The sequence below is a fragment of the Nitrosomonas sp. Nm51 genome (assembly GCF_900111165.1).
GTDB lineage: Bacteria > Pseudomonadota > Gammaproteobacteria > Burkholderiales > Nitrosomonadaceae > Nitrosomonas.
Window position 1 is genome coordinate 1 of record NZ_FOGH01000108.1, and the last position, 2,589, is coordinate 2,589.

The 2,589-nt window shown below is 40.6% G+C and carries 1 protein-coding gene; it reads right to left on the minus strand.

The features are described 5' to 3' along the window. Positions 1-686 precede the first annotated feature (686 nt). The gene (locus BMY60_RS14935; protein ID WP_090334695.1) at positions 687-2,111 is read right to left on the minus strand and encodes a peroxidase family protein; all 1,425 of its coding nucleotides are present in this window, start codon (positions 2,109-2,111) and stop codon (positions 687-689) included. Positions 2,112-2,589: the final 478 nt, after the last annotated feature.

Below are 2,589 nucleotides of genomic sequence, written 5' to 3' on the forward strand. Positions count from 1 at the left end.
CAAAAGTTGGTGTAAAAACAAAACGGTTAAAGGCAGGTTGGGATAATGATTATCTGCTACGAATTATTGGAGTAATTTAAGCCCGATTGCCCTGCTAGAGTTTCTGAATTGATGCGTTTCATTAAATTCCAGGTAAAAAACCACTTTTCGCTTTAATCAGGCGGGCGTTCAGGTGACGTGATTCATCTAGTGGGTAATCGACGGTCTTGTCATCTGAACCCCAATGCAACAGTATGAGGCATGCTTCGAGTGAACTGTTAATCATTGGTTTATGCTGGTTGAAGCGTTCACGAAAATTGATGGAGTTAATCTATCTTTGTTTAAATTTCCATATTCCCTCATCCACCAGTACTATCCATATGATATTGCCGGGTTCAGTGAGCTTGTCGTGTGCACGGCAAGGCGTGACTTGCAGGTAATAGTCGTTCTATTGTCAAAAAGCACAACGCACAACGCACAACGCACAACGCACAACGCACAACGCACAACGCACAACGCACAACGCACAACGCAAACCATGGGTGCTGACAAGCTCACCCACAGGGCGCTATCGTGGTGCTCTGCAACCGCGTTACAGTACTTGGAAAAGGGAACAACTCTTTCCTGCGTACTGTCTCGTTGCATAACGCCACGGTAACGCTGTACCAGGCAATATCAAATGGATAGTACTAGTTATTTTATTATCTTTAATTACTGTTAACATATCTAACAATATCGGCCAGCGTAAGATTTATTCCCCCAACACAAGAATCAGGTTGCCAACCGTTTACTTTTAAAAAGCTGTCGCATTGAATTAGCATTGCACCAAAAACCTCCAAAAGAATTGCTGATCCAACTGGTCCCAGATGTTGGCCATTACCTAATATACCTCCTTCCCGCATCAAGTAGAAAAATAAAGGTGTATGATCTTTAAGATTTTTACGTAAATTCTCATCCAAGCATAACCAACCAGGTATTTCATCAAAAAGTAGATCAGCATTATTGTTAAGTGGATAACCTTTATCTTTTAGAGCAGCAGCTATGCGCTGACCGCTAGCTAAGCCCAACGCGTAACCACGCAATAAATTTCTAAATGCTAGTGAACGATCATTATCTGATGCAAATCGACCAACAATAGGGTCAGGCATACGAATCAATTCATCTGCAAGCAAATGATCAATTGCTTTAGATGTAACATAATCATGACAATCATCGACATCAAGTAAAAAACGCCAATCAACTGTTAATTCTTTTGGCACAGTACTAAATCCTTCTGTACCAAAACGTTCATCAAATAAGTCGATAACAGGATAATCGGCATTTGCTGGATATACAGAACGCACCATTGTATGTCCAAAACGGTACGCGGCAACCGAAAACTCTACTGGCATACAAACACGATTGCAATGATCAAGAATATGGCATTTAGGATAATTTCCCTCCCTGGCTTGCTCAATAGCGTAGGAATAGATTTCTGGATCGCAAATACGTTTTAAAAAATCATTCAAAACAATCCATTGGTAATGATAGCGTACATCTTTTTGGGCATCTTCAAAACTGCGGCCAATTATGCGGCGATTATGAAACCGTAAGAACAATAATTGCATTTGTGAGACAAAAATATTCTCATCATTGCGTGGATCACCAATCAATGCACGGCCTTCATTATTACGTGGCAAATCGTCATCATTTTTACTATTTCCTATCAGCATTCTTCCAGGTTGACTTTGATCATACATGAAAGGCATAGCTTCGGGCCCAAACCCATAAAGACAATCCATATCCAGGGAAGCAGAGCGAAGGTTAGGAAGGTCTTTTATTTCATCTTTAGAAAGTTCATTACCATGCAATTCACTTGTCGTATCTAAAGTAATATCGTGATCAATAAATTGTGCAAAAAAAGTATATGCAGCAGGTATTGTGTTATCAGGTGAACTGGATGTTGCATCATGCATAATTCCGCCCGCTCCTCCAAGTAACTCCGCTATTTTTTCGGCTTCACACTGAGTTTGTATGTCACAATCATTCGCCCATGAAGGTAAATCGGGAAAAAGTTTGCAAAAACTTCCAAGGCGCAAATGACTGCAACCTTTCGCTTTAGCCATCCCATGCATCGGCTTTCCTTTGTCCATGCTTATTCTCCTCTGTAAAAAAATCGTTATTTAGTTCTGGATATAAAAAAGTCCATATACAGACTGCTGTGCCATTTATAAAAGAAATGTAACTGTCAAGCAAAGTTTTATTTCTACAAAGTTGTCGACGAGGTGCAAACTCCATTATCAAGATAGTTACCTAGAGATTTATTATGTTAAGCTATCAAGGAATATAATAAATTACCTTTTTCTTTTTTTAAAGTCCGCGTAGCGGATCAGTGCGAGAGACTATTGGTCCGTAACGAGTGGCACCCATTAGCCGTTCTGAGTCAATAGCTCAAATGAAACTCTCGCCTTTCGGCGATGCATTAATCTTCAATAACGCCATTGTAAACTGTTTTTGTTGAGTCCCTCGCACCTGCTGCTTCTATTTCAACTGTCAGCAATGGCGAATGGCACGGCGTCCAATCAATTTTGGTGGCTTGATCTCCAACCACTTGTCTGGTTCAACCGGCCA